Annotated in this window: 26 protein-coding genes and 1 pseudogene; 16 read left to right on the plus strand and 11 right to left on the minus strand. The window is 72.1% G+C overall.

What is annotated here, in order from left to right; translation table 11 throughout:
* The first annotated feature begins 32 nt into the window (after positions 1 to 32).
* Positions 33 to 1025: a cell envelope lipid trafficking protein PgfA gene (pgfA, locus tag ACZ7L0_RS10060; RefSeq protein WP_471241956.1), complete on the plus strand. Its 993-nt coding sequence runs from the start codon at positions 33 to 35 to the stop codon at positions 1023 to 1025.
* Here the strand turns inward: pgfA and hrpB are convergent.
* Positions 1015 to 3555, minus strand: coding sequence for an ATP-dependent helicase HrpB (gene hrpB, locus ACZ7L0_RS10065; protein ID WP_471241957.1), 2541 nt, complete (start codon positions 3553 to 3555; stop codon positions 1015 to 1017). The genes pgfA and hrpB overlap by 11 nt on opposite strands.
* A gap of 4 nt (positions 3556 to 3559) precedes the next feature.
* Positions 3560 to 4369, minus strand: a complete 810-nt coding sequence (locus ACZ7L0_RS10070) for a class I SAM-dependent methyltransferase (protein ID WP_471242206.1) — start codon at positions 4367 to 4369, stop codon at positions 3560 to 3562.
* 367 nt (positions 4370 to 4736) lie between these two features.
* On the opposite strand from ACZ7L0_RS10070, the gene rpsA reads away from it, so the two are divergent.
* From rpsA to ACZ7L0_RS10090, 4 genes are all read left to right on the plus strand, one after another.
* The gene (rpsA, locus tag ACZ7L0_RS10075; protein ID WP_471241958.1) at positions 4737 to 6230 is read left to right on the plus strand and encodes a 30S ribosomal protein S1; all 1494 of its coding nucleotides are present in this window, start codon (positions 4737 to 4739) and stop codon (positions 6228 to 6230) included.
* A gap of 178 nt (positions 6231 to 6408) precedes the next feature.
* A complete protein-coding gene (locus ACZ7L0_RS10080; RefSeq protein WP_471241959.1) occupies positions 6409 to 7347 on the plus strand; it encodes a PAC2 family protein in 939 nt (312 codons plus the stop codon).
* Between the two features lie 133 nt (positions 7348 to 7480).
* Positions 7481 to 8110, plus strand: coding sequence for a dephospho-CoA kinase (gene coaE, locus ACZ7L0_RS10085; RefSeq protein ID WP_471241960.1), 630 nt, complete (start codon positions 7481 to 7483; stop codon positions 8108 to 8110).
* Between the two features lie 50 nt (positions 8111 to 8160).
* Positions 8161 to 8541, plus strand: a complete 381-nt coding sequence (locus tag ACZ7L0_RS10090) for a tetratricopeptide repeat protein (RefSeq protein WP_471241961.1) — start codon at positions 8161 to 8163, stop codon at positions 8539 to 8541.
* 7 nt (positions 8542 to 8548) lie between these two features.
* Here the strand turns inward: ACZ7L0_RS10090 and ACZ7L0_RS10095 are convergent, their stop codons facing one another.
* Positions 8549 to 8869: a DUF6343 family protein gene (locus tag ACZ7L0_RS10095; RefSeq protein ID WP_471241962.1), complete on the minus strand. Its 321-nt coding sequence runs from the start codon at positions 8867 to 8869 to the stop codon at positions 8549 to 8551.
* Positions 8870 to 8935: 66 nt separating this feature from the next.
* Here ACZ7L0_RS10095 and ACZ7L0_RS10100 point away from each other — a divergent pair, with 66 nt between their 5' ends.
* The 3 genes from ACZ7L0_RS10100 to ACZ7L0_RS10110 all read left to right on the plus strand — a co-directional run bounded on the left by ACZ7L0_RS10100 (position 8936) and on the right by ACZ7L0_RS10110 (position 11202).
* A complete protein-coding gene (locus ACZ7L0_RS10100; protein ID WP_471241963.1) occupies positions 8936 to 9868 on the plus strand; it encodes an acyltransferase domain-containing protein in 933 nt (310 codons plus the stop codon).
* 106 nt (positions 9869 to 9974) lie between these two features.
* Entirely contained in the window at positions 9975 to 10667 is a 693-nt protein-coding gene (locus tag ACZ7L0_RS10105) for a class I SAM-dependent methyltransferase (RefSeq protein ID WP_471241964.1), read from the plus strand.
* 91 nt (positions 10668 to 10758) lie between these two features.
* On the plus strand, positions 10759 to 11202 hold the full coding sequence (locus ACZ7L0_RS10110) for a DoxX family protein (protein ID WP_471241965.1): 444 nt from the start codon (positions 10759 to 10761) through the stop codon (positions 11200 to 11202).
* 39 nt (positions 11203 to 11241) lie between these two features.
* Here ACZ7L0_RS10110 and ACZ7L0_RS10115 read toward each other — a convergent pair whose 3' ends face one another.
* Entirely contained in the window at positions 11242 to 11829 is a 588-nt protein-coding gene (locus ACZ7L0_RS10115; protein ID WP_471241966.1) for an RNA-binding S4 domain-containing protein, read from the minus strand.
* Positions 11830 to 11924: 95 nt separating this feature from the next.
* Between ACZ7L0_RS10115 and ACZ7L0_RS10120 the strand changes: the two genes are divergently transcribed.
* A complete protein-coding gene (locus ACZ7L0_RS10120) occupies positions 11925 to 12626 on the plus strand; it encodes a uracil-DNA glycosylase (protein ID WP_471241967.1) in 702 nt (233 codons plus the stop codon).
* A 14-nt stretch (positions 12627 to 12640) separates the two neighbouring features.
* On the opposite strand, the gene ACZ7L0_RS10125 is transcribed toward ACZ7L0_RS10120, so the two are convergent.
* Complete coding sequence (locus tag ACZ7L0_RS10125) at positions 12641 to 13300, minus strand: GntR family transcriptional regulator (protein ID WP_471241968.1); 660 nt, start codon at positions 13298 to 13300, stop codon at positions 12641 to 12643.
* A 159-nt stretch (positions 13301 to 13459) separates the two neighbouring features.
* Between ACZ7L0_RS10125 and ACZ7L0_RS10130 the strand changes: the two genes are divergently transcribed.
* Together ACZ7L0_RS10130 and ACZ7L0_RS10135 are read left to right on the plus strand one after the other, a co-directional pair.
* Positions 13460 to 14932 (plus strand): NCS1 family nucleobase:cation symporter-1, encoded by a 1473-nt coding sequence (locus ACZ7L0_RS10130; RefSeq protein WP_471241969.1) that lies wholly within the window; start codon positions 13460 to 13462, stop codon positions 14930 to 14932.
* A 5-nt stretch (positions 14933 to 14937) separates the two neighbouring features.
* Entirely contained in the window at positions 14938 to 15657 is a 720-nt protein-coding gene (locus ACZ7L0_RS10135) for an aspartate/glutamate racemase family protein (protein ID WP_471241970.1), read from the plus strand.
* On the opposite strand, the gene ACZ7L0_RS10140 is transcribed toward ACZ7L0_RS10135, so the two are convergent.
* The 3 genes from ACZ7L0_RS10140 to ACZ7L0_RS10150 form a co-directional block, all read right to left on the minus strand.
* The gene (locus ACZ7L0_RS10140) at positions 15658 to 16116 is read right to left on the minus strand and encodes a GNAT family N-acetyltransferase (protein ID WP_471241971.1); all 459 of its coding nucleotides are present in this window, start codon (positions 16114 to 16116) and stop codon (positions 15658 to 15660) included.
* The gene (locus ACZ7L0_RS10145; RefSeq protein WP_471241972.1) at positions 16113 to 16514 is read right to left on the minus strand and encodes a RidA family protein; all 402 of its coding nucleotides are present in this window, start codon (positions 16512 to 16514) and stop codon (positions 16113 to 16115) included. Before ACZ7L0_RS10145 ends, ACZ7L0_RS10140 begins: the two co-directional genes overlap by 4 nt.
* A 92-nt stretch (positions 16515 to 16606) precedes the next feature.
* The gene (locus ACZ7L0_RS10150) at positions 16607 to 17557 is read right to left on the minus strand and encodes an expansin EXLX1 family cellulose-binding protein (protein ID WP_471241973.1); all 951 of its coding nucleotides are present in this window, start codon (positions 17555 to 17557) and stop codon (positions 16607 to 16609) included.
* Between the two features lie 290 nt (positions 17558 to 17847).
* On the opposite strand from ACZ7L0_RS10150, the gene ACZ7L0_RS10155 reads away from it, so the two are divergent.
* Both ACZ7L0_RS10155 and ACZ7L0_RS10160 read left to right on the plus strand, forming a co-directional pair.
* Positions 17848 to 19722 (plus strand): FUSC family protein, encoded by a 1875-nt coding sequence (locus ACZ7L0_RS10155; RefSeq protein ID WP_471241974.1) that lies wholly within the window; start codon positions 17848 to 17850, stop codon positions 19720 to 19722.
* A 172-nt stretch (positions 19723 to 19894) separates the two neighbouring features.
* The gene (locus tag ACZ7L0_RS10160; protein ID WP_471241975.1) at positions 19895 to 20071 is read left to right on the plus strand and encodes a hypothetical protein; all 177 of its coding nucleotides are present in this window, start codon (positions 19895 to 19897) and stop codon (positions 20069 to 20071) included.
* Between the two features lie 6 nt (positions 20072 to 20077).
* Here the strand turns inward: ACZ7L0_RS10160 and ACZ7L0_RS10165 are convergent, their stop codons facing one another.
* The 3 genes from ACZ7L0_RS10165 to ACZ7L0_RS10175 form a co-directional block, all read right to left on the minus strand.
* On the minus strand, positions 20078 to 22042 hold the full coding sequence (locus tag ACZ7L0_RS10165; RefSeq protein ID WP_471241976.1) for an ABC transporter ATP-binding protein: 1965 nt from the start codon (positions 22040 to 22042) through the stop codon (positions 20078 to 20080).
* Between the two features lie 132 nt (positions 22043 to 22174).
* Positions 22175 to 22603, minus strand: coding sequence for a hypothetical protein (locus ACZ7L0_RS10170; RefSeq protein ID WP_471241977.1), 429 nt, complete (start codon positions 22601 to 22603; stop codon positions 22175 to 22177).
* A complete protein-coding gene (locus ACZ7L0_RS10175) occupies positions 22600 to 23295 on the minus strand; it encodes an ATP-binding protein (protein WP_471241978.1) in 696 nt (231 codons plus the stop codon). Before ACZ7L0_RS10175 ends, ACZ7L0_RS10170 begins: the two co-directional genes overlap by 4 nt.
* A gap of 221 nt (positions 23296 to 23516) precedes the next feature.
* Here ACZ7L0_RS10175 and ACZ7L0_RS10180 point away from each other — a divergent pair, with 221 nt between their 5' ends.
* From ACZ7L0_RS10180 to ACZ7L0_RS10190, 3 genes and pseudogenes are all read left to right on the plus strand, one after another.
* Positions 23517 to 24377 (plus strand): helix-turn-helix domain-containing protein, encoded by an 861-nt coding sequence (locus tag ACZ7L0_RS10180; protein ID WP_471241979.1) that lies wholly within the window; start codon positions 23517 to 23519, stop codon positions 24375 to 24377.
* Positions 24378 to 24632 (plus strand): DUF397 domain-containing protein, encoded by a 255-nt coding sequence (locus ACZ7L0_RS10185; protein WP_132854465.1) that lies wholly within the window; start codon positions 24378 to 24380, stop codon positions 24630 to 24632.
* Between the two features lie 136 nt (positions 24633 to 24768).
* A pseudogene (locus ACZ7L0_RS10190) lies at positions 24769 to 24927 on the plus strand (SAM-dependent methyltransferase); the annotation flags it as partial.
* Positions 24928 to 24940: the final 13 nt, after the last annotated feature.

The raw sequence follows: 24940 nt of genomic DNA on the forward strand, positions 1-24940 counted from the left end.
CCGTGAACCGCCCGCCCGGGAGGGAGGCCGAGATGCGCCGCAAGGCCAGTCTGGTCCTGCTCGCCTGCGCCGTGTTCTGCGCGGCGCTGTCCCCGCTGCTGCGCTGGTACGCCTTCCCGCGCTTCGCCAAGATCCCCGCCAACCGGTACGAGAACATGGTCCTGGAGGCGAAGGGCGCCACCCTCCTCGACTACGGCACCATGAAGGCGAAGAAGGTCTCCAAGGTCACCATCGTGCAGACCCTCAAGGGCGACGTGGAGGCATCCCGGAAGATCGAGCGGACGGCGGGGAAGGACGTGGTCGTCTGGGACGGCCTGTCCTATGTGCAGGGCCCCGACGGCAAGATGGTCTCCAAGATCCCCGAGCGCTACATCTTCGACGCCCACTCCCAGGAACCCGTCCACGCCACCGGCGAGATGGTCGACGGCGACCCGGTCAGACGGGAGGGCATCGAGTTCAAGTGGCCCTTCCTGACGCAGAAGCGGGACTACGAGTACTTCGACGCGCAGACCCGCACCACCAACCCCATCCACTACAAGCGCACCGAGACGTTCCGCGGCGTGCGGGTCTACTACTTCGAGCAGACCATCCCGTGGACCAAGGTCGGCATGCCGAAGACCATGCCGGTCAAGGGCATCACGCCCGAGTCCGTCGCCAAGACCGGCACCACCCGCTGGTACACCACCGTCCGCAGGTTCTGGGTCGAGCCCGTCACCGGTGCCCCCGTCTACGGCGAGGAGATCCACAAGGAGGAGCTGCGCGGCGGCACCCTGCTCGGCGGGCGCGCCAAGGTGACGGCGTTCGCGGGGCACGTGAAGATGCGCGAGGACTACATCGAGCACACCGTGACCCTGGTCAAGCACAACCGGACGATCATCCTGCTGCTGGCGTCCTATCTGCCCTGGGGCTTCCTGATCCTGGGAGCCCTGCTGCTGGCGCTGGCCCTCTACCTGGAGGCGCGCGGCCGCCGGCCGTCGGACCCGGCGCCCCCGAAGACCGCCGCCCCGAAGCCGGTCAGCGCCTGAGCCGGGCGTTGGTGTGCCGCGTCGGCTCCGCGGTGGCCGGGTCCTCGGGCCACGGATGCCTGGGATACCGCCCGCGCAGTTCGGCCCGCACGCCCTTGTAGCCGTCCTTCCAGAAGGAGGCGAGGTCGGCGGTGACGGCGACGGGCCGCCCGGCGGGGGAGAGCAGATGGACGAGCAGCGGCACCCCCGCCACCGCGGGCGACTCCTGAAGCCCGAACATCTCCTGGAGCTTCACGGCCAGGACGGGCCGCTCCGGGTCGCCGTAGTCGATCCGGATCCTGGACCCACTCGGTACGGCGATCCGCTCGGGGGCGAGTTCGTCGAGCCGCGCGGCCTCCCCCGAGGCCCAGGGCAACAGCCGCCCGAGCGCCTGCCCCGCGTCGATCCGCGCGAGGTCGGCGCGCCGCCGGGCCCGGCCGAGCTCGGGCTCCAGCCACTCGTCCACGCGCGCGTGGAGCGCCTCGTCGGACACGTCCGGCCAGGGCTCCCCGAGCCGCAGCCGCAGGAAGGCCAGCCGCTGCCGCAGGGCCACCGCCTCCGTCGGCCACCGCAGCAGCCCGAACCCCTCCTGCCGCAGCCCGTCGAGCAGCGCCTCGCGTACGGCGGCGGAGTCGATGTCCTTCAGCGGCCGTACCGCCAGCTCGACGGCCCCGAGCCGCTCCACCCGCCGCGCGACGACGTCCCCGTCCGCCCAGCGCACCTCGTCCCGCTCCTCGCGGAACGCCCCCGCCGCGGCCCGCGCGAGCTCCTCGTCGACCGTGGCCCCCTGCCGCACGCGCGCGTGCCCTTTGCCCACCGGCCGGTCGGCGACTGCGATGGCGATCCAGGGCGCCCCGCGCAGGGGAGACCCGTCGGGCAGTTCGGCCCGGGTGCCCGAGACCATGAGGTACGACCCGCCGTCGAGCCTGGCGATCCGCTCGGGAAAGGCGAGTGCCGCGACGAGCCCGGCGGCCTGCTCGTCGCCGTGGACCGCGCCGACCTCGACGGTCACTCGTGACCGACGGGTGCGGGTCGGCGGGTCGGAAACACCACCGACGACGGCCCGCAGCCGCCGAACCTCCGCCCGCCACCGCCCCGAATAGGCGTCACCGCCACGCCGAGCACTCCGCAGAGCACCGGCGAGATCGTCCCCGTACTCCCGCGGCACCTCTTCACTGAGCAGCGCGACGACTTCCGCGGCCCGTTCGGGGCCCACCGACGACGCCGAATCGAGCAGGGCCCGCCCCAGCCGTGGGTGCAGTCCCAGCAGCGACAAGCGCACCCCCCGCTCCGTGGCCGAACCGGCGGAGTCCACCGCCCCCACCGCTGTCAGCGCGGAGCGTGCGGCCGCCATCGCGCCACCCGGCGGAGCGTCCAGCAACGCCAGCCCCGAGGCGTCCGGATCCCCCCAGCAGGCCGTCTGAAGGGCGAACGCCGTCAGATCGGCCACCTTGATCTCCGGGGACGGGAAACGCGGCAGACGCGCGTCCTCGGCCTCCGCCCAGCACCGGTACACCGTCCCCGGCCCCTCACGCCCGGCGCGCCCCGCCCGCTGCCGCCCGGCCGCCCGCGAGGCCCGCACCGTCGTCAGCGCGCTCAGCCCGCGCGCGTGATCCACCCGCGGCTCCCGCGCCAGCCCTGAGTCCACGACCACCCGCACTCCGGGAACCGTCAGCGAGGACTCGGCCACCGCCGTCGTCAGGACCACCCGGCGCCGCTCGCCGGGCGCCAGCACCGCGTCCTGCACCGCCGCCGGCGCCCGCCCGTGCACCTGGAGCACCTCGACGTCGCCGAGGTCCCCGAGCAGACCGGCGACCCGCGAGATCTCGCCCACGCCCGGCAGGAAGCACAGCACGTCCCCCGGCCGCTCGGCCAGCGCCCGCCGCACCACCGTCGCCACATGCCCGAGCAGAGCGGGGTCCACGCGCATCCCGTGCGGCGGGCGCACGGGACGTACCGGCGGCGCCCACACCACCTCGACCGGATACGAGACGCCCTCGGCCTCGACCACCGGCGCACCGCCCAGCAGCCGCGCCCACCCCTCGGCGTCCGTGGTCGCCGACGCGGCCACCAGACGCAGCTCCGGCCGCAGCGTCTCCCGTACGTCCCACAGGAACGCGGCCACCGTGTCCGCGTCCAGGTGCCGTTCGTGGCACTCGTCGAGTACGACCACGTCGACGCCCGTCAGCTCCTGGTCCCGCTGGATCCGCTGCAGCAGCACTCCGGTGGTGACGACCTCCACGCGCGTGTGCGGCCCCACGACCCGCTCACCGCGCACGGTGTGGCCCACGCTCTCCCCGGGCCGCTCACCCAGCAGCCACGCCATCCGCCGCGCGGCGGCCCGGGCCGCGATCCGGCGCGGCTCGGCCACGACCACGCGCCGCGCCGGCCCGTCGCCCAGGAGTCCCGCGAGCTCCAGCGGGACCAGCGTCGTCTTGCCCGTCCCGGGCGGTGCGACGAGGACGGCGGTGCCGTGTCCCGCCAGGGCCTCGTTCAGGGCGGGCAGGGCATCCCGTACCGGCAGGGCGTCCAGAGCGTCGTAGCGGATCACACGCTCAGTCTCGTACGCACACGAAGATCGCCGTCCCCGGGATCAGGTTCCCGCGCAGCGGCGACCACCCGCCCCACTCCGCGGTGTTCCAGGCCGGCCACTCCGGCTCCACCAGGTCCACCAGCCGGAAGCCCGACGCCACGATGTCCCGGACCCGGTCGCCGAGCGTGCGGTGGTGCTCGACGTACACCGCCCGGCCGTCCTCTTCCTGCTCGACGTACGGCGTGCGGTCGAAGTACGAGGCGGACACCGACAGCCCCTCCGGCCCGGGCTCGTCCGGGAACGCCCACCGGATCGGATGGGTCACCGAGAACACGAACCGCCCGCCCGGCCGCAGCACCCTGCACACCTCGCGCAGCACCAGCCGCGGGTCGGCCACGAACGGCAGCGCCCCGTACGCCGAGCAGGCCAGGTCGAAGGAGCCGTCCGCGAAAGGCAGCGCACCGGCGTCGGCGCACACCAGCGGAAACGATCCGCCGATGCGCAGCGCGTGCTGCAGCTGGCGGTGGGAGAGGTCCAGGGCCACCGGGCGGGCACCCTGGGCGGTCAGCCAGCGCGAGCACTGGGCCGCGCCCGCGCCGATCTCCAGCACGTCCTTGCCCTTCAGCTCCTCGGGCGGGCCGAGCAGCTCCGCCTCCACCTCGTCCAGGCCCTCGGGGCCCCACACGAAGCGGTCGTCGCCGAGGAACGTGCCGTGGTCGTTCTGGTACTCGTCCGCGTTCCGGTCCCACCAGCCCCGGTTGGCCCGGGAGCTCTCCGTCACCCCGGCGTCACGCCGGGTGGCTTCCGGTTCGAACGGTTCGGGCTCTTGGATGATCGGCTCCCTCGTCGTACTCTTCCGTCCAGCCCGCCGGGGCCGTGTCACGGAAGAGGTCCTTCATGGCCTGCTTGGCCTCGTGGGACGTTTCTTGTGCCGGGTATGCGGCGATCCGCCCCGGGTGTGCGCCTTCGCGCATTGACCCTGTCCGGCTGCCCCCGTATGCTACAAGTTGCGCTGCGGGCCTGCGCACCTCAGACGTAGCAGGCTGCGCTCGCATCTGTTGTATGTCCCCTCGGTTGTCGAGGCGCCACCGGAGTTTTTCGGGGCGCTTCCTTGGCTGTCCGGCTTCTGCAGAGCGAAACGGGCTCCCGGCGTAAGCAGTACCTACGACTTCAATGTCCGTACCGGAGCCCTTTCCCACATGACGAGCAGCACCGAGACCACCGCCACCACCCCGCAGGTTGCGGTCAACGACATCGGTAACGAGGAAGCCTTCCTCGCCGCGATCGACGAGACGATCAAGTACTTCAACGACGGCGACATCGTCGACGGCGTCATCGTGAAGGTCGACCGGGACGAGGTCCTGCTCGACATCGGTTACAAGACCGAAGGTGTCATTCCGAGCCGCGAGCTCTCGATCAAGCACGACGTCGACCCGAACGAGGTCGTCAAGGTCGGCGACGAGATCGAGGCCCTTGTTCTCCAGAAGGAGGACAAGGAAGGCCGCCTGATCCTCTCGAAGAAGCGCGCCCAGTACGAGCGTGCCTGGGGCACCATCGAGAAGATCAAGGAAGAGGACGGCATCGTCACCGGTACCGTCATCGAGGTCGTCAAGGGTGGTCTCATCCTCGACATCGGCCTCCGCGGCTTCCTCCCGGCCTCCCTGGTCGAGATGCGCCGCGTCCGCGACCTCCAGCCCTACGTGGGCAAGGAGCTCGAGGCGAAGATCATCGAGCTGGACAAGAACCGCAACAACGTGGTCCTGTCCCGCCGTGCCTGGCTGGAGCAGACCCAGTCCGAGGTCCGCCAGACGTTCCTCACGACCCTCCAGAAGGGTCAGGTCCGTTCCGGTGTGGTCTCCTCGATCGTCAACTTCGGTGCCTTCGTGGACCTGGGTGGCGTCGACGGTCTGGTCCACGTCTCCGAGCTGTCCTGGAAGCACATCGACCACCCCTCCGAGGTTGTCGAGGTCGGCCAGGAAGTCACCGTCGAGGTCCTCGACGTCGACATGGACCGCGAGCGCGTCTCCCTGTCGCTGAAGGCGACCCAGGAAGACCCGTGGCAGCAGTTCGCCCGCACCCACCAGATCGGCCAGGTCGTGCCCGGCAAGGTCACGAAGCTGGTTCCGTTCGGTGCGTTCGTCCGCGTGGACGAGGGCATCGAGGGTCTGGTCCACATCTCCGAGCTGGCCGAGCGCCACGTGGAGATCCCGGAGCAGGTCGTCCAGGTCAACGACGAGATCTTCGTCAAGGTCATCGACATCGACCTCGAGCGTCGTCGCATCAGCCTCTCGCTGAAGCAGGCCAACGAGTCCTTCGGTGCCGACCCGGCCTCGGTCGAGTTCGACCCGACCCTGTACGGCATGGCCGCGTCGTACGACGACCAGGGCAACTACATCTACCCCGAGGGCTTCGACCCCGAGACCAACGACTGGCTCGAGGGCTACGAGACCCAGCGCGAGGCCTGGGAGCACCAGTACGCCGAGGCGCAGCAGCGCTTCGAGCAGCACCAGGCTCAGGTCATCAAGTCCCGCGAGGCGGACGCCGCCGCTGCCGCCGAGGGTGGCGAGGCCGCCGCTCCGGCCGCGTCGGGTGGCGGTTCGTACTCCTCCGAGGGCCCGGACACCTCCGGTGCGCTGGCCTCGGACGAGGCGCTGGCCGCGCTGCGCGAGAAGCTGGCCGGCGGCCAGAGCTGAACGCAGTCGCTGAGGCTTAGCCGACCGGTCTGACCGACCGGCTCAGTCGATCGAGGGCCCGCATCCTTCCTGGGTGCGGGCCCTCGGTGTGTCCGCGGACACGATCACCCGCGTGACACGGGAATGTCCGCACAACCTCCCGCGTTGTACATGACGAACACGAGGAGGGGCGGTCACTGTGCTTGATCCGCAGGATTTGTACGCGTGGGAGCCGAAGGGGCTGGCCGTCGTCGACCTGGCGCTCGCCCAGGACTCGGCCGGTCTTGTCATGCTCTACCACTTCGACGGATACATCGACGCGGGTGAGACCGGCGACCAGATCGTCGACCGGCTCCTTGACACCCTGCCCCACCAGGTGGTCGCCCGCTTCGACCACGACCGGCTCGTGGACTACCGCGCGCGCCGCCCGCTGCTGACCTTCAAGCGCGACCGCTGGACCGAGTACGAGGAGCCCGGCATCGAGGTCCGGGTCGTCCAGGACACCACCGGCGCGCCGTTCCTGCTGCTGTCGGGCCCCGAACCGGACGTGGAGTGGGAGCGTTTCGCCGCGGCCGTACGGCAGATCGTGGAGCGTCTCGGCGTCCGCCTGTCCGTGAACTTCCACGGCATCCCCATGGGCGTCCCGCACACCCGTCCGGTCGGCCTCACCCCGCACGGCAACCGCACCGACCTCGTCCCGGGCCACCGCAGCCCGTTCGACGAGGCCCAGGTGCCCGGCAGCGCCGAGGCCCTCGTCGAGTACCGCCTCATGCAGTCGGGGCACGACGTCCTGGGCGTCGCCGCGCACGTCCCGCACTACATCGCCCGCTCCCCGTACCCGGACGCGGCGCTGACCGTCCTGGAGTCCATCACGGCCGCGACCGGACTCGTCCTGCCCGGCATCGCGCACTCCCTGCGCACGGACGCCCACCGGACGCAGACCGAGATCGACCGGCAGATCCGGGAGGGCGACGAGGAACTCACCTCCCTCGTCCAGGGCCTCGAGCACCAGTACGACGCCGCCGCGGGCGCCGAAACCCGCGGCAACATGCTCGCCGAACCGACCGACATCCCGTCCGCGGACGAGATCGGCCGCGAGTTCGAACGCTTCCTGGCGGAGCGCGAGGGCGACAACTGATCCCCTGCCACCGACAGGACACCCGCCGGGTGTCCTGTCGGTGGCAGGGCCAGAGGGTGACAGCGCCAGGGAGTCTCTCGCAAACCCCGCGACGGGCGGCATGATCCACAAGGCATCCCCTAAGCTTCCGCTCATGCTGACTGTGGGCCTGACCGGTGGGATCGGCGCCGGCAAGAGCGAGGTGTCGCGGCTGCTCGTCGAGCACGGAGCCGTGCTGATCGACGCGGACCGCATCGCGCGCGAGGTCGTGGCGCCCGGTACCGCCGGGCTCGCGGCCGTCGTCGAGGCCTTCGGCGAGCAGGTGCTCGCCGGGGACGGCAGTCTGGACCGGCCCAAGCTGGGCTCGATCGTCTTCGCCGACCCGGAGAAGCTCGCCGTACTGAACTCGATCGTGCACCCCTTGGTGGGCGCCCGCTCCCGCGAGCTGGAGAACGCGGCGGCCGACGACGCCGTAGTGGTCCACGACGTCCCGCTGCTCACGGAGAACGGCCTCGCGCCGCTGTACGACGTCGTGGTCGTCGTCGACGCCGGTCCCGACACCCAGCTCGACCGGCTGGTCCGGCTGCGCGGCATGACCGAGGAGGACGCCCGCGCGCGCATGGCCGCGCAGGCGCCGCGCGAGAAGCGTCTGGAGATCGCGGACATCGTCATCGACAACGACGTCCCCCTGGCGGAGCTGGAGCGGCGCGTGCGGGAGGTGTGGGACGACCTGGTCCGCAGGGCGCGGGCACGGGGGGCCGCGCAGGCGTCGCCCCAGGAATAGCGGCCCTCGACGCGGGCGTTGAACCCTTCCAGCGAGGGAAGGACTTTTCCGTGCCCGAGACCAGCGGATCCACCGGACGTACTCCGGAGACGCATGTCATTGACTTCCGTGCCGCCGAGCAGCTGCTCAACGCGCGGGACCCGCGGGGTGCGGTGAAGCTGCTCGACGGGGTCATCGCCGCGCACCCGGAGAACACGGCCGCACGGCTGCTGCGCGCGCGTGCCTTCTTCGCCGCCGCGCAACTGCGGCCCGCCGAACTCGAATTCACGATCGTCCTGGAGCGCGAGCCGGACAACGCCTTCGCGCACTTCGCACTCGCCCGCACCTACGAACGCCAGGGACGGCACGACCAGGCCAAGCGCCACTTCCGGCTGGCGGCCGCGCTGGACCCGAACCCTCGGTACCTGAAGGCGGCCCGTTTCGACGCGTGACCGCCGGTCACGGGTGGCGGCGCCGCGGCGCCCGGAACGGCTGGCGGTGCTCCGGCCGACGGCGGGGCAGGTGGTCATCCAGCGGGCGGTAGGGCGGGACGTCCCGGCCCGGCTGGTAGTGCGGCCCCTGCCGGATGTGCCGCAGGATCATGGCCATGTCGACGGCGGCCACCAGCCACAGCACCCCGCAGGCAGCCGCCCACCCGAGGCGCCCGGCGAGCGCGAACGCCGCCGTGCCGAAGACCGCCCAGGCCAGCCCCCACACGCTCAGCCAGAACCGCATCCGCAGCGCACTGCGCGCGGTCGCCGGCTCACTGCCCGTACGCATCGCCGATCACGCTCCTCCCTCCCGCGTACCCTTCGACGAGGACGCTCACCCGAGGGGGACCGCACCGTGCTGCCGGACGAAGACGATCTGCCCGAGCTCCTGCTCGACCTCGCCGTGCCGCACGAGGACATCAACGAACTGGTCGGACTGCGGCGCGCGGTGACGGGCGACCCCGACGTGCTGCGGCTCCTGTCGGAGTGTGTGGCGGAGCTGGTCCGGGACATGGGGGAGCTCGGCAGGAGGCCGGACCTCGACGAACGGATCGCCGCGGCTCCGGACGCCCTGGGGCGGTACTTCGCCGTGTACGTCTTCCTCGCCGCGCTCCCGCACACGCGCGCGTATCACCGGGAGCGCGGTATCCCGGCCGATGTCGCCCGCCGCACCCTGGCCGACCTCGGCCGCCACCTCGCCGTCCACCGCCGGCGGTACGGCACGGGAGGAGTGCCGGGCCCGGGCTGGCTCGTCCGCCACTTCCGCGGCGAGCTCTACCAGCTGGGGCGGTTGCAGTTCGAGCGGGCACCGCTCGGCGAGCGCACGGCACGGGGGCTCGTGGCGGCCGGGCTGCGGGCGGTGCCGGGCGAGCCCTGCCTCGCCGTGCACATCCCCGACTTCCACGGCCCGCTCACCCCGAAAGCCTGCGACCGCTCCGTGGCCCTGGCACGCGCGTTCTTCGCCCGGCACCATCCCGAGGAGCGGTACACGATCGCCGTGTGCCACTCCTGGCTGCTGGACCCGCAGCTGAAGCGGTACCTGCCCGCCCACTCCAACATCGTCCGGTTCCAGGAGCGGTTCCGGACCGCCCGCGAGGACACCGAGCCGGCCGACCACGAGCCCGTCCAGTTCGTCTTCGGCGACCCGGACCTGCCGGTGCGGGAACTGCCGCGCCGGACCTCCGTGGAGCGGGCGGTCGGGGATCATCTGCGGGCGGGGGGCCACTGGTACGTCGGGCACGGGTGGTTTCCGTTCGCAGACGGAGGATCTTCCGCTGGGCGATGCTGAACTCCCCACCGTCGGCGGGAAGTTCCCCCTTCGACGAGGAATGGCTCGCACGAGTGAACCGGCCCCGGATGGGAACGGCCGTCCGCCGGTGGACCGTTGTTCGGGCATGACGGTTGAGATGCGTGAGGGGTACGAGGGGACGGGTCCCGGTGCGATCACACCGGACGGCTGCGCGGTGGAGCTCTACTCGCGGTTGCCCGTGCGGGACGAGCCGGACGTCATCGCCGCGGCCGTGCCGGCCGGCGCGCACATCCTGGAGCTGGGCAGCGGCGTGGGACGCGTGACCCACGCCCTCCTGGAGCGCGGGTTCACGGTGACGGCGGTGGACGAGTCGCGGGAGATGCTGGAGCGCGTCCGCGGGGCGCGCACGATATGCGGTCCGATAGAGGACCTCGACCTGGGCGAGACCTTCGACGTGGTGATGCTGGCGTCGTTCCTGGTGCACACCGGGGACGTGGCGGTGCGCCGGGGCATGCTGCGCACCTGCGTCCGGCACGTGGCGAAGGGCGGCTGTGTGCTGATCCAGCGGGAGGGCGAGGACTACCACACGCGTGTGCCGCGCGAGCGCGTCGACCCCGGCGGCTTCACGCTACGGATCGTGTCGTCGGAGCCGGTCGGGGACGGGGTGCACTCCGTGCGGGCGGAGTACGACTTCCCGGACGCGGCCTGGACGCAGACGTTCCGGGCCCGCCCGATGACCCAGGAGCAGTTCGAGGAGGCGCTGGCGGAGGCGGGACTGGAGGTGGAGGAGTACCTGACCCCGGACGGGGTGTGGGTGCGGGCGGTGCCGACGGCCTAGGGGAGCGCTCATGCGGCGGCGATGAGTTCTCGGCCCGAGGCGGGTCTACCCCGGTGACAGCGACCGGGACCGCTTCCCCGAGGAGACCTCCATGTCCGAGACCATCGCCCCCACCACCCCTGCCGCCTCCGGGACCGCCCGTCGCCGCCGTGCCCGGGTCGCCCTGCGTACGGTTCAGGTGCTGCTCGCCCTCGTCTTCGGCGTCGCGAGCGCGCTGCCCAAACTGATCGCGCACTCGTCGGCCGTGGAGTCCTTCGACAGGATCGGCTGGGGCAGTGCGGGCATGTACACGATCGGTGCGCTGGAGCTGGCCGGGGCCGTCGCCCTGCTGGTCCCGGTTCTGCAGTCGGTGGCGGCGACGGCGCTCAGCGCGCTGATGGTGGGTGCCTTCATCGTCCAGCTCACCGTCTTCGACGGTCAGTACGCGGCGACACCGCTGATCCTGCTCGTGCCGCTGGTCCTCATCGCCTGGGCCCGGCGCGGACGCAACGCGGAGCTGCTGCGGCTGCTGCGCCCGGCCCGGCGACGGGCGTGACCCCTCCGTACGGCGGCGGTGACGTCCGACGGGCCGAGGTCAGCGTCCTCCGGGCCCCTTGAGCCCGTTCAGCGCCCGCAGGCGTTCCAGCTCGCGGCGGTCGCGCTTGGTGGGGCGGCCGGTGCCGGGGTCGCGGAAACCGGCGGGGGCCACGGCCTCGCGAGGCGGGGGCGGCGGGGAGTTGTCGACGTAGCACTGCACCGCCACGGGGGCCCCGACCCGTTTGCGGATCAGGCGCTTGACGATGACGATCCGCTCCCTGCCCTCGTGCCGCAGGCGCACCTCGTCGCCGACGCGCACGGAGTACGCGGGCTTGACGCGCTCGCCGTTCACATGGACGTGTCCGCCACGGCAGGCGGTGGCTCCGAGGGAGCGGGTCTTGATCAGCCGGACGGCCCAGATCCAGCTGTCGATGCGCACGGTCTCGCCGCCCGCCGGTCCGGCCGCCTCCGCCGCGGCCACGGCGGCGGCGACCTTCGGATCGACGGCCTGCGTGTCCGCGCCCGCGGCGCCGCCCGTGGAGCCGGCGGCGGCCGGCGTCTCGGTCGCGTCGGGGGCGTCCGTCGCGCGTGGTCCGGTGCCGCCGGTGTCGCGAGTGGTGTCCTCGTCCGCATCCTGCAAAGCCATGCTCCCGACCTTAGCTCGCCGGGCCGGGGGAGCCGGACTGGTTTTCCGGGGGTGACGCGAGCCGCGCCGACCGCGTCCGGCCCTACCGTGGAGGCATGAACAGCAGCGGTCTGGCCCAGCTCGACCAGCACGTCGCGGGCTGCCGGGCCTGCCCTCGGCTGGTGGCCTGGCGGGAGGAGGTGGCCCGGACCAAGCGCGCCGCGTTCGCCGACTGGACGTACTGGGGGCGGCCCGTGCCCGGCTTCGGGCCGCCGGACGCCCGGCTGCTGGTCATCGGCCTCGCCCCCGCCGCGCACGGCGGGAACCGCACCGGTCGTATGTTCACCGGCGACCGCTCCGGGGACGTGCTGTACCAGGCCCTGTACGACGTCGGACTGGCCTCGCAGCCCACCTCCGTGCGGGCCGGCGACGGGCTGGAGCTGCACGGCGTCCGCGTCTCCTCACCGGTGCACTGTGCCCCGCCCGCCAACAAGCCGACCCCCGAGGAGCGGGACACCTGCCGCCCCTGGCTGGTGCGGGAGCTGCGGCTGCTGCGGCCGACGCTGCGGGCCGCGGTCGTGCTCGGCGCCTTCGGCTGGCAGGCCGCGCTGCCCGCCTTCGCCGAGGCGGGCTGGACCGTGCCCCGGCCCCGGCCGGCCTTCGCCCATGGCGCCCGGGTGCGGCTGGACGGCTCCCAGGGCGTGCTCGACCTCTTCGGCTGCTTCCATGTCAGCCAGCGCAACACCTTCACCGGCCGGCTCACCCCCGAGATGCTGCGGGAGGTGTTGCGGACGGCGGCGGAGGCGGCCGGGCTGTGAAGGACGGCCCGGCGTCAGTGGGTGCCGGAGTCCTCGCCGAACAGATGCCGGACCGTGGACCGGTAGTTGGCCTGGACGTGACGGAGTGCGTGGGCGCGGGCGCGGTCGGGATCACCGGAGGCGATCGCCTCGTACAACTCGCGGTGTTCGGCGAGGAGTTGGGGCCACTCCTCGTTCTGCCGGGTCAGCCAGCGCAGGCGGCCGTCGACCGGGTCCATGACGGAGATCAGCAGGCTGTTGCCCGCCAGGGCCAGGATGCGGTCGTGGAAGCGGGTGTTGACGTCGGTGATCGTCTCGGCGTCCCCCGCCTCGGTGGCTGTGGCCGCCTGGGCGAGCAGCTCGCGCAGCTCCGTCAGCGCCTCAGGGGTGGCCCGTGCCGCGGCGAGCCCGGCCGCGAACACCTCCAACGCCTCGCGCAGCTCGAAGAGTTCCTTGACGTCGGTGGGGGTCAGCCGGCGTACGACCGTGCGGCGCGGGGTCTCGAAGAGGACGAAGCCCTCGGCGACCAGGGCCCGGATCGCCTCCCGGACCGGCACGCGCGAGACCCCGAAGTGCTCGGCCAGCTCGCGCTCGACGAGCCGGTCACCAGGGCGCAGACGGCCCGCGATGATGTCCTGCCGCAGGCTCGCCAGGACACGCTCCCGCACCGCGCCGAGGGGTTCGATCTTCGTCATGGGGCCATCCTCGCCGACGCGACCGCTGATTTACGCACTTGTTACGGGAGGGACATCGGTCGGGACGCTTGACGGCGAGACCATGACCGAAGTTTGGTATACCAAACGGTCCGGCCACCTCCGAGCAGCCCTCCGCCGTCCCCCGTCCATGGAGGCCCCGTGTCCCTCGCCGACCGTGCCGAAGCCACCGGCACACCAGCGTTCGTCCCCGATCCCCGGCTCACCAATGACGACCTCGCCCCCGCGGCCAACCGCTCCTGGAAGGTCTTCGACCTGTTCGCCATGTGGATGTCCGACGTCCACAACCTCGGCAACTACACCTTCGCCGCCGGGCTGCTCTTCCTCGGCATGAACGTCTGGCAGATCTTCACGTCCCTGCTGGCCGGCTTCGTGATCATCTACCTCGGGATGAACATGATGGGCCGCATCGGCCAGCGCACCGGAGTCCCCTTCCCGGTCGTCAGCCGCATCGCCTTCGGTGTGTGGGGCGCCAACATCCCCGCCCTGATCAGGGCCGTCATCGCCATCATGTGGTACGGCATCCAGACCTACCTGGCCTCCGTCGCGGTCAACGTGATGCTGCTGGCGGCCTGGCCGGGCCTGGAGTCGTGGACGCACGGCTCCTTCCTGGGGCTCGACGCGCTCGGCTGGGTGTCCTTCGTGGCGCTGTGGGTGGTCCAGGCGCTGATCATCAGCCAGGGCATGGAATCGGTCCGGAAGTTCCAGGACTTCTGCGGCCCCGCCATCTGGGTCGTCATGATCGCGCTCGCGGTCTGGATCCTGGCCAAGGCCGGCTGGACCATCTCGCTCACCACCACCCCGCACCCGGTGTCCGTGGGCGAGCAGTGGCGCCAGTGGTTCGGCGCGGTCGGCCTGATCCTCGCCACCTACGGCACGCTGATGCTCAACTTCTGCGACTTCTCCCGCTTCGCCCCCGACTACAGGACCGTCAAGCGGGGCAACTTCTGGGGCCTGCCGGTCAACTCCACGGCCTTCGTGATCGTGTCGGTGATCGTCACGGCGGGCGCGTACGAGGCCTTCGGCAAGGAGATCACCGACCCCGCCTACCTCGTCGCCGAGATCGGCAACAAGTGGGTGCTGGTGATCGGCGCGCTGACCTTCGCCGTGGCCACCATGGGCGTCAACATCGTCGCCAACTTCGTCTCACCCGCGTACGACCTGGCCAACGTCTGGCCGCAGAAGATCACCTTCAGGGTCGGCGGCATGATCAGCACGGTGGCCGCGCTGGTGGTGACCCCGTGGAACCTGTTCTCCAACCCGAACGTCGTGAACTACTTCCTCGGCGGCCTCGGCGCCTTCCTGGGCCCGCTGTTCGGCGTGATCATGGTCGACTACTACTGGGTGAAGCGCGGCCGGGTGGACGTCCAGGCCCTGTTCGAGGCCGCTCCCGGCTCCCGCTACCACTACCGCAAGGGCGTCAACCCCAAGGCGCTGTGGGCGTTCCTGCCGTCGGCGGCGGTCGCCGCGGTGCTGGCACTGGTGAAGACCTTCAGCGACGTGGCGCCGTACTCCTGGTTCATCGGCACGGCACTGGCCGCCGGGCTGTACGCGGCGCTGTGCCGGAGCACCACCCCCGCCCCGGCCCCTGCCCCGGCCGCGGTGGAGGTCTGAGCGGAGTGCGGATCGTCGTCACCAACTGCAACACCACGCGGGAGATGACCGAGGAGATCGTGCGAGGTGCCCGGGCCGCAGCAGGCCCGGGCACCACCGTGACCGGGCTGACCCCCGCGTGGGGACCGGAGTCCGCGGAGGGCTGGCTCGACAGCTATCTGTCCGCCGCGGCCGTCCTCGACGCACTGCGCGCGTACGACGGACCGCCGTACGACGCCGTCGTCCTGGCCGGGTTCGGGGAGCACGGGCGCGAGGGCGTACGGGAACTGGTGGACGTACCCGTCGTCGACATCACGGAGGCGGCGGCGCATCTCGCCTGCCTGCTCGGGCGGCGGTACGGCGTCGTCACCACGCTCGAGCGCTCCCGCGGGCAGATCGAGGACAGCCTGGAGACTGCCGGGGTCGCGCGCAACTGCGCCGCGGTCGTCGGCACGGGGCTGGGTGTCCTCCACCTCGGCGACGACGAACGCTCGCGGGCGGCCTTCCTGGCGGCGGCCGAACGGGCGCGCGAGGCCGGGGCGGAGGTGCTGGTGCTCGGCTGTGCCGGGATGACGGGACTGCAGCGGGCGGTGGGGGAGAAGCTCGCACTACCGGTCGTCGACGGGGTCGGGGCGGCGGTCAAACTGGCCGAGTCGCTGGTGTCGCTGGGCCTCAGGACGAGCCGGGCCGGCAGTTACGGGAAGCCGCTGCCCAAGCGGAGGACATGGGGCCGCCCACCCGGCTGATCACGGCCGCCACTCATAACGGACGTCCGGCTCCCGCTCCTCGTTCCCACTGCCGTCCGTGAACTCGACGGCGACGAAGCCGTGCCGCTCGTAGAACCGGTGGGCGGGCTTGTTGACCTGGAAGGTCCACAGGGTGAGCCCCTGGGGACCGCGTTCCTTGGCCAGTTCGACGAACCGGTCCCCGATGCCCCGCCCACGCCAGTCGGGGTCGAGGTAGAGCTGGGACAGCAACGCGCCGTCGAGCACCATCATCCCCACGATCCCGCCCGCCGCCTCCGCGACCCAGGTCTCGCGCAACGGCACGACCACGTCCCGGATGTGGTCGCGCACCTCGTCGTCCGAACGCGGCCGGACGACCGTCGGCAGCGCGGCGGCGAAGGAACGCAGCCAGACCTCGGCGACGGCGGCGGCATCGGCAGCGACCGCCCGGCGCAGGACGACCGCCGCCCCGGTTGTCACTCGGGTACCACAGCAGTCGCCGTGATCTCCACCAACTGCCCGGTGTACCCGAGGCAGGCCACCCCGAGCAGCGTCGACGAATGCGGCCCCGCACTGAGCCCGGAGGCCTCCACCACCTCCCACACGGCGGACAGCACCGCGGGCTCACCGCTCACCACGTACACGTCCGTGGCCACCACATGCGCCAAGTCACTTCCCACCGCCGCCAGTTGCTCGCTCAGGTTCGCGACGACCTGCCGGGCCTGCCGCACGGGGTCCTCCAGGCCGACGACCTCCCCCTTCTCATCGAGAGGCACGGCCCCGGCGAGGAACGCGAGCTTGGTGCCCGCCTCGACGACGGTGGCGTGCGAGTAGGTCGGCGGCGGAAAGAGACCGGGGGCGTTGACGCGCCGGATCATGGGTGAGGGCTCCTGGGTGGTCGAGTGGCGGACAACCACCCGATCATCCGGGCCGACGCCCTTCGCCGCATCCCAATTTCCCCGACGGTCCGTCAGTGGCGGGCGAACTGGACGCGGGTCGCCTGGACGGCGTCCGGGCGGATGGCGATGCCGTCGACGGTCAGCTGTTCCCCGTAGATGTCGGTGAGCCTGAGTGAGCCGCCGCAGCCGGTGCCGTCCTCGGAGAGGAAGTAGTTGTAGTCGGTACGGGCCAGCTGACGCCAGCCGTTGCCGGTGCCGACCTCCAGCCGGGCCAGCGGGTTGCGGTGGCCGAGCGCCTGGATGCCGCACCAGTTGCGGCTGGAGCCGGTCTTGTAGCGGATCGAGACCGTGTCGGACGTGCTCGGGCTCAGCAGGCTCCAGGTGATCGAGATCCGGCCGGCGGAGAGGTCGGCGACCTTGGCGAAGGCCTGCTCGCTGAGGTCGAGTTGCCCGGGTGCGCACTCGGGGCACTCATTGGTGATCCGCACCGTGACGGAGGCGCCGCCCGCCGCGCCGACGCGTATGTACGCCCCGCACGCCTTGGATGTCTCGTAGTCGGTGTGGTTCATCGCCGCGACCATCAGGTCGGGGCTCGGGCCGTACTGGCAGGCGCCGTTGCCGTCCCCGGCGTCGTAGTGGGTGGCGACTGCGCTGTGGGTGACCCCGGGCCTGATCCGTCCCGCGAGCGATGCCGTGGCGGAAACCGGTCGCGAGGTGGACGCGGGGGTGCGGGTGGGCGATGGCCGCGCCGATGCGGTGGGCGTCCTCGTGGGCTTCGGGGTGGTCTTGGCGGGCGTCGGGGCCGGGGACGCCGTGGACGGCTTCGACGCCGGCGCCGTGTGCGACACGCCCGGCCGGGCGCTCGCGGCGGGAGCGGCCGCGGCTCGCACGGTTCGGGGCTCGCCCTCGGGCCCGAACGCCATCAAGAGCGATATGACGATTCCCGCGGCTGCCACGGCCACGGCGGAGACGAGGGCCGTGCGTCGCCTGGGGACGGGGCGGCGGTGGGAGGAGGATGCCACGGGTGACTCCTTCGAGTCCTTCGAGTGCTCACGTAATACGCGAGAACATGCGCTTCTGACTCACCAGTGGTCACGGCGACCGGAAAGGTTGCCGGGGTTGTTGCCGGGCTTGTTCACGACGCGCACTACGGAATTGCGTTCATAAAGAACCCAGCTCCCCGGCCATTTGTCACACCGGCGAAACACATGCAGACCTTCCTGCCCGGGAACACGATCTACGGTTGAACCACCGACCGCCCGGCCACCGTCGCCCGAAGGCACACCCCCGCCCTCGTCCGCACAGGAGCCCAGTGACCCGCGCCACCGTCGTCCTGCCCCCCTGGCTCGCCCACGCCTTCCGCGCCCAGCGCGGACCCGTCCCGTGGAGCGCGGTCACGCGAGGGGCGCTCGCCGCCGGTCCGCTGCTCCTCGCCGCCGTGCTCACCGGCCACACCTCCCTCGGTGTCGTCGCCGCCATCGCCGCCATGCTCGCCGGGACCAACGACCGGCCGGGCAGCCGACGCGCCTCGGTGAAGCGGCTCGGCGTGCCCGCGCTGGCCGGGGCGGCGGGGCTGATCGTCGGGACGTACGGCGGGCAGCACCTGGCGGCCGTGCCGCTGACGCTGCTGCTCACCGGGCTCGGCCTGGTCGCCGGAGGGGCGAGTGCCGTCGGGCCGGTGGCCAGCCCCGCCGGCACGCAGTTGCTGGTCGCCGCCGCCATCGGGGCCGGGATGCCGCTGCCCGACCCGGGATGGCAGCGGGCCCTCGCCTTCCTCGCCGGGGCCGGGTGGCTGCTCGCGCTGCGGCTGGTGCTCCCCACACCGGGCTCCCTCACCGGCGACTTCCGCTTCGACGGGGAGCGGGACGCGGTCGCCGGGGTGTACGACGCCGTCGCCGCGCTGCTCGACGCCGTGGGGACCGACGGCGCCACCGCCCGGCGGGCCGCGCTCACCGCCGCCCTCGACCACGCGCAGGACGCCCTCACCGGACCCCGGCTGCGCCGCCACGCCAGCTCCGCGACCGAGCGCCGGCTGCACGCCCAGTACGCCGCCGCGCTGCCCCTCGCGGAGGCCGCGACCGCCCTCTTCTGGGAGGGGGACGCGCTCGACGAGCGGGCCTCCGAGGGACCCCGGCGGCTCGCCGCCGCCGTGCGCGGCAACAGCGCCACCGGTCCGCTGCCCGCGCCCCACCGGTCCGCTCCCGCGCTGCGCGCCCTCGACGACGCCCTGCTGCGCGCCGCCGAGGTCTTCGACCGGGCCGAGGGCGCACAGCAGCGGCTGCACACCCGTCGGCGCAGTCCGAGGGACCTCCTGCGCGCCGCCCTCGGGACCGGCGGGTGGGAGTACGGCCTCAGGGTCGCCCTCTGCTTCGGGGCCAGCGCGGCCATCGCCCAGGCCCTGCACCACGCCCGCTGGTACGGGCAGCACGAGCACTGGTACTGGCTGCCCGCCACCGCCGTCTTCCTCGTCAAGCCCGACCTCGGGCCCCTCGCGTCACGCGTGCTGTGCCGGGCTGCCGGTACCGTGCTGGGCGCCCTCCTCTTCGCCGGTCTCGCCGCGGTCCTGCCCCGGCCGGAAGGGCTCGTCGCGCTGGTGGCCGTCAGCGGGGCGCTCGTCCCCGTCGCCACCCGGCACTTCGCCGCGCAGACCGCCGTGGTCACCGTCCTCGTCCTCGCCCTCGTCATGGTCGGCGGGGAGCCGCAGGCATCCGTCGGCCGGATCGGTGAGACGCTGCTGGCCTGCGCGATCGTGCTGATCGTCGGCCACCTGCCGATGCCGGGGGCGCGCGGCGCGGGCGTACGGCAGCGGCTCGCGGCGGCCGGGGGCGCCGTGCAGGCCTACCTCACCCACGTGCTGAGCGAGTCAGACGACCGCGCCGAACGGTGGACCCTGCGCCGCGAGGCCTACCGCACCCTCGCCGAGGCCCGTACCGCGATAGCCGTCTCGGCCGCCGAACTGCCCACCCTCGCCCGGCACACGGAGGGCACGGACGCCGTCGCCGCCGTCCTCGAACGGCTCGTCGACACCACCACGGCGTGCGCCGTGCACCTCGACGACACGGGTCGGCTCACCCCGCACCAGACCCGGCTCCTCACCGAGCTAGTCGGCGAACTGGAGCGGGGGCGCGAGCGGCTCGGACTGCGGGTCGCGGGCACGGCGCCACGAACGGCGCCGACCGTACGTTGACGATCAGTGCTGAATCCGACACGGCGGGTGCTGTAGATGTCGCAAAGTGAACGGACTCTCACCTACCGCAGTGAACAGGTGTCAACAATGTCTCAGTCCCGTCACTGAGCGAGGCTTTTCCGTTCTCCAGAGCGTTAACTCCTACAAGTACGACGCTTTCTGGAGGTGCAGGATGGTGAACGGGCGAACGGTGCTCGAACGCTTTCCCGCCGGCGGACCACGGGGTTCCTGGCCGGCCGAGGAGTTCGCCCACGCGCGGCGCCTCGAAGGGCTGCCCGCCGAGGTGGTCATGGACCTCGCGACCGACACGTTCCTGGTGATCGTGCGGGGTGCCGACGCCGTCGAGTGAGCAGGCTCAGCCCGCCTTCGGGGCGGGCAGCTTCGCCGTGAACTGTTCCGCCTGGAGCGCGTACAGCTCCGCGTAGAGGCCCCCGGTGGCCAGCAGTTCCTCGGGGGTGCCGGACTCCACGAGCCGGCCCTCGTCGAGGACGTGCACCAGGTCCGCGTGGCGCACCGACGCCAGCCGGTGGGTGATCAGCACGACCGTCTGGCCGCTGCCCGCCAGCGCGCGGATCCGCTCGAAGACCTCCAGCTCGGCCCGGGCGTCCAGCGCCGCGGTCGGCTCGTCCACGATCAGGATGTGCCCGCGCCGGTACGCGGCCCTGGCGATCCCCAGCCGCTGCCACTGACCGCCCGACAGCTCGTGCCCGCCGCTGAAGTTGCGGGCCAGCAGGGTGTCCAGGCCGCGCGGCAGATCCGCGACCACGTCCTGCGCGCCCGCCTCGTCGATCGCGGCGGCCAGACGCTCCTCGGTGAGGGGCGCCGAGGAACGGCCGACGGCGACATTGACCCGGGCGGTGAACGGCCAGCGCTTGAAGTCCTGCGCGACCATCGCGACCCGTTCCGCCAGCTGGTGCCGGTCGGCCCGCGCCGCGTCGACGCCGTCCCACAGGATCCGGCCCCGCTCCGGCTTGTACAGGCCCGCGAGCAGCTTGACCAGGGTCGTCTTGCCCGAGCCGTTCTCGCCCACCAGGGCCACGATCCGGCCCAGCGGGACGGTGAGCGTGATGTCGTCCAGGGCGGGGCGGGTGGACTCACCCGGATAGCTGAAGGTGACGTTCTCGAAGCGGATCTCGCGCGGGTCCTCGGGCAGCGCGTCCCCGCCGACCGGGATCGCGCGCTGGGCCGCCTCGGTGTACAGCCGCTGCAGATCGCCCACGAACAGGGCCTCCTCGTGCAGCTGGTTGATCTCCAGCACCAGGGTGTCGAGGCTCGCGGAGCCGGTGCGGATCGCGATCACCGCGGTGCCCGCCACGGACAGCGCCATCGCCCCGGACAGCAGCAGCGCGCCCAGCGTCGCGTACGTCGCCGCGGTCGCCAGACCCGTCCAGGCCGCCGCGATCAGGCCCGTACGGGCCGCGAGCCGGGCCAGCCGGGCCTGCTCCGCCTCCGCGGTCTCCGACATCGCCCGGAAGTGGCGCAGCAGAAACGGGCCGACCCCGTGCACGCGGATCTCCGGCGCGGCCTCAGGTTCGGTGAGCAGGCTGCTGATCAGATGCCCGGCGCGGGCGTGCTGCACCCAGGTGTGGAAGGACTCGTACCGGCGCCGGGCGTTGGTCAGCGCGCCCCAGGCGCTCGGCAGGGTCATCGTGGCCAGCAGCGGCAGCAGCGCCGGGTGCAGCACGGTCAGCACGCCGGCCGCCGCGACCAGCGAGATCAGCGCGTTGATCACACGTGTGCCGTACATGATCATGCGCCGCGCCGACGAGGCCCCGTACTGCGCGGTGTCCAGCAGTTTGTGGAAGGCGTGGTCCTCGATCGCGGACAGCTCCACGGCCGCCGCCCGCTCCAGGTACAGCTCGGTGGCCACCCGCTCCACCTTGGGCTCCAGCCGCCCGGTCGCGTACGTCGACGCGGCCCGCAGCAGCGTGCTCACCAGCATCACCGCGGCCATGGCGACCAGGGCGGGGGCGCAACCGCGCAGCCGGTCCTCCAGGGAGCCGGCCCCGATCAGCCGGCCCAGCACGCTGTTCACCGCCAGCAGGCTCACCGCCTGGGCCGCACCCCGGCCCGCCTCGGCGGCCAGCACCGTCCGCGCGGCCCTCCGGTCGGCCTCGCGGGCCAGCCGGAAGCTGGACGCCAGCATGCCGGGCAGCCGGGTCACCATGGCCTTGAAATCCAGCTCCAGGAAGGCGTCCCGGTGCTGGTTCCACCCCATGTCGTAGCGCAAGGGGCCCCCGAACAGCAGCCGCTCCGACTCGGACACCTCGGGCCCCGCCGAGCCGCGCCTCTTGCCCACCGTGAACCTCCCCCGGGTCATGACCGACGGCCACTATTCCGGCGCGAACGACCGAGGGGCAGGGCGCGAGCCGCATGGGCGGGGGCGCGCGGGGCGTACGCGGTGGGGGCAGCGGGCGGACCTCACCCGGGGAACCCGCCGAAGCGGGCAGCGCTACGCGCTCATTGCCCGCGACCAGTCCGGCGTCGTCCCCGTCACCCGGCACAGCGCGAGGTAGAGCGGTATCGGCGGAGTGTACGGAAGGGTGCCCTCCGGCCGGTGGATGAGGCGGGCGGCCTCGGGGACCGGGGCACCGGGGGCGTAGCGGGCGGGGGCGGGCCAGGGCAGGGCGTAGTCGGAGTCGGACGGAACGATCCACCACCAGTGCGCCCCGTCGGTGTACACGCATCCCACGCGTGGCAGCCGGGGCACCACCACCGGCCCGAAGCGGGCCGGGACGGCCACGGCGTCGCAGCCCAGCGGGGCGGTCATGCCGTCGGGCACGGCCAGCCGCAGGGCGCCGCCCGAAGGGCCCTGTTCGCGCCGCAGACGCACCAGGGTGTTCAGGCCGATGGCCTGGCCGGGGCCGGGGGTGCCGGTCACGGCCTTCCCCACGACCGGTCCCGCTCGCGCGGAACCATCCCGAGCGCGTCCCCGCCGTGCCGGGCCTTCGCCTGCTCCTCCTCGCCCGAGCCGTGCCCCGAGCCGTGCCCGGAACCGTGACCCGCGCCGTGCGGCGGGGCCGGCTTGGAGCGGGCGCCCCAGCCCAGGTCGTTGCGCGGTCCGTCCGTGTCGTCGCGCGGAGCGTCGGCCTTGCGCGGCAACTCGGCCCAGACCAGCAGGCCCAGCCCGTGTTCCTGGGCACCCCAGGCCCGGCAGAGGGCGTCGACGAGGAGCAATCCCCTCCCGTGCTCCTCGTCGGGCCGCTGCGGGGACGGGCAGGGCTCGCCGGGCGCGCGGCCCTCGTCCTGCACGGCTATGCGCACCATGTCGTCGTGGTCGTGCAGCTCGCACACCACGCGACTGCTCGCGGTGTGCACGATCGCGTTGGTGACCAGCTCGGATATCACCAGGGCCGCGGTGTCGCAGGTGTCCGCGCAGACCGACCAGCCGGTCAGCCGGGCACGCGCCAGGCGCCTCGCCTGGGCGGGCGAACCCGGATGTGCGGCCAGCTCGAAGCGGAACCGGCGCTCGGCAGCGGCCCCGGCCGGGGCGACTCCCGCAGCGGCACCGAGGCCGAATCGGCCTGCGGCGGCGTCTGTTCCTAAGGGCGCGGACGGAATCACGCTTGCCACTATCGCCCCGCCGTGAACACTTGGCAAGTGTCACTCTGAAAATTGCAGAGTGCTGTGTGACTCGGTCAAACCCCGTGGCACACTGCTCGCAACAGCACGTTGAGCGGCGCCAGTTGGGATCGTCGAGGATCCAAGGATCTTCGAACGGGATTTCGAATGGCGCCGTAGGTCTGTCAGCATTCATTCGCGTATCAGTCGTATTCGTCCAGGGAGGTGGGGGCGTGAGCGAACCACGGTCCGCGCCCACGGTGGGACAAGTGGTCCTCGGCAGACGCCTGCTGGACCTGCGGGAACGCGCTGGCCTCAAGCGCGAGGAGGCCGCCCGCATCCTCCGCGTGGCCCCCGCCACCGTCCGCCGGATGGAGATGGCCGAGGTCGCCCTCAAGATCCCGTACCTCCAACTGCTGCTGAAGGCCTACGGCGTCTGCGACGAGGAGGCCGAGGCCTTCGTACAACTGGCCGAGGACGCCAACAAACCCGGATGGTGGCAGCGGTTCCACGACATCCTGCCGGGCTGGTTCTCGATGTACGTCAGCCTGGAGGGCGCGGCAAGCCTCATCCGGTCGTACGAACCGCACTTCGTGCCCGGTCTGTTCCAGACCGAGGACTACGCGCGCGGGGTGCTGAAGTCGGGCGCCATCGGCCAGACCAGCCCCGAGGACATCGAGCGGCATGTCGCGCTGCGCATGGAACGCCAGCAACTGCTCACCCGTTCCGACGCGCCCCGCCTCTGGGCCGTGATGGACGAGACGGCGCTGCGCCGCCCGGTCGGCGGCCCGGAGGTGATGCGCGCGCAGATCGACAAACTGCTCGAGGTCACGAAGCTGCCCCATGTGACGCTCCAGGTCGCCCCGTTCGCCAACGGGCCGCACCCCGGCACGTACGGGCCCTTCGTGCTGTTCCGATTCGCCATGCCCGAACTGCCGGACATGGTCTACAGCGAGTACCTGACCGGCGCGGTCTACCTGGACGCGCGCACCGAGGTGGCGACCCACCTCGAGGTCATGGACCGCATGGCGGCGCAGGCCGCTACTGCACAACGCACGAAGGAGATCCTCCGGGATCTCCGCAAGGAGCTGTGAATGGATCGCATCAAGCCGCGCAGTCGCGTCTACAACGGCATGCCCGCGCGGGAGCTGGGCAGCGAAGGGTGGCACAAGCCCTGGAGCGGCGGCAACGGCGGCAACTGCCTGGAAGCGATGAAGCTCGCCGACGGCCGGATCGCCGTGCGCCAGTCGACCGACCCTGACGGTCCCGCGCTGATCTACACCACGGACGAGATGACCGCCTTCATCGAGGGCGCCAAGGCGGGGGAGGCCGATTTCCTACTGTCCTGACCCCTGTTGACTATGTTTCTTGCTCAACTTCCCTCTCCTGGTACGAGACTTTGGCACGGAATCTTCAGAACCTTGGTACGGAACCTTGGTCCGGAATCTTGGTCCGGAATCTTGGTACGAACTTGATCATCCAGTCCGCGCGTTCATGCACCGCGCCACCCGCTGGCTCGCCCAGCACGGCGTACGGCGGTTCCTGGACATCGGCACCGGCACGCGGCGGCCCTACTTCGTCTCCGACGAGGACGGCGCGCACGAGCTGGTCGACCGGCTGCTGGCCGAACTGCCCTCGGGCAGCTGCCCCGGCCTCG

This window comes from Streptomyces sp. NPDC039424 (genome assembly GCF_055639495.1).

Coding starts and splice junctions, on each gene's coding strand:
- ACZ7L0_RS10095 (WP_471241962.1), bottom strand. CDS start 8,869: ATGCGTACGGGCAGTGAGCCGGCGACCGCGCGCAGTGCGCTGCGGATG.
- ACZ7L0_RS10185 (WP_132854465.1), top strand. CDS start 24,378: ATGGATCGCATCAAGCCGCGCAGTCGCGTCTACAACGGCATGCCCGCG.
- ACZ7L0_RS10145 (WP_471241972.1), bottom strand. CDS start 16,514: ATGATCCGGCGCGTCAACGCCCCCGGTCTCTTTCCGCCGCCGACCTAC.
- ACZ7L0_RS10120 (WP_471241967.1), top strand. CDS start 11,925: ATGAACAGCAGCGGTCTGGCCCAGCTCGACCAGCACGTCGCGGGCTGC.
- ACZ7L0_RS10165 (WP_471241976.1), bottom strand. CDS start 22,042: ATGACCCGGGGGAGGTTCACGGTGGGCAAGAGGCGCGGCTCGGCGGGG.
- pgfA (WP_471241956.1), top strand. CDS start 33: ATGCGCCGCAAGGCCAGTCTGGTCCTGCTCGCCTGCGCCGTGTTCTGC.
- rpsA (WP_471241958.1), top strand. CDS start 4,737: ATGACGAGCAGCACCGAGACCACCGCCACCACCCCGCAGGTTGCGGTC.
- ACZ7L0_RS10115 (WP_471241966.1), bottom strand. CDS start 11,829: ATGGCTTTGCAGGATGCGGACGAGGACACCACTCGCGACACCGGCGGC.
- ACZ7L0_RS10160 (WP_471241975.1), top strand. CDS start 19,895: ATGGTGAACGGGCGAACGGTGCTCGAACGCTTTCCCGCCGGCGGACCA.
- ACZ7L0_RS10125 (WP_471241968.1), bottom strand. CDS start 13,300: ATGACGAAGATCGAACCCCTCGGCGCGGTGCGGGAGCGTGTCCTGGCG.
- ACZ7L0_RS10110 (WP_471241965.1), top strand. CDS start 10,759: ATGTCCGAGACCATCGCCCCCACCACCCCTGCCGCCTCCGGGACCGCC.
- coaE (WP_471241960.1), top strand. CDS start 7,481: ATGCTGACTGTGGGCCTGACCGGTGGGATCGGCGCCGGCAAGAGCGAG.
- ACZ7L0_RS10105 (WP_471241964.1), top strand. CDS start 9,975: ATGACGGTTGAGATGCGTGAGGGGTACGAGGGGACGGGTCCCGGTGCG.